The following is a 337-nucleotide window of genomic DNA, read 5'->3' on the forward strand; positions in this document are numbered from 1 at the left end:
GAAGCTGGATGTGCCGCAGCTCGCCCCGTGGGTGGACAGGTTCGGCCTCGACCGGCCGGGCCTCTACAACATGTACGGGATCACCGAGACCACCGTGCACACGACCTTTTACCAGGTCGAGGCCGCCGACCTGATGCCCGGCGCACCCAACCGCGTCGGCGTGCCGCTGGCCGACCTGACCGTCCACCTGCTCGACAGCCACGGTCAGCTCGTACCGGTCGGCGTGACCGGCGAGATCCACGTCGGCGGACCGGGCGTGGCCCGCGGCTATCTGAACCGGCCGGAGCTGACTGCGCAGCGGTTCATTCCGGACCCCTTCGGCGGACCAACCGATCGG

General features: G+C 69.7%; 1 protein-coding gene. It reads left to right on the top strand.

From position 1 onward, the window contains the following. The coding region (locus FXF52_RS41335; protein WP_148805097.1) for an AMP-binding protein at window positions 1-337 on the top strand (337 nt) is incomplete at both ends.

Origin of the sequence: Micromonospora sp. MP36, from assembly GCF_008119785.1 — a bacterium.
Classification (GTDB): Bacteria; Actinomycetota; Actinomycetes; order Mycobacteriales; family Micromonosporaceae; genus Micromonospora.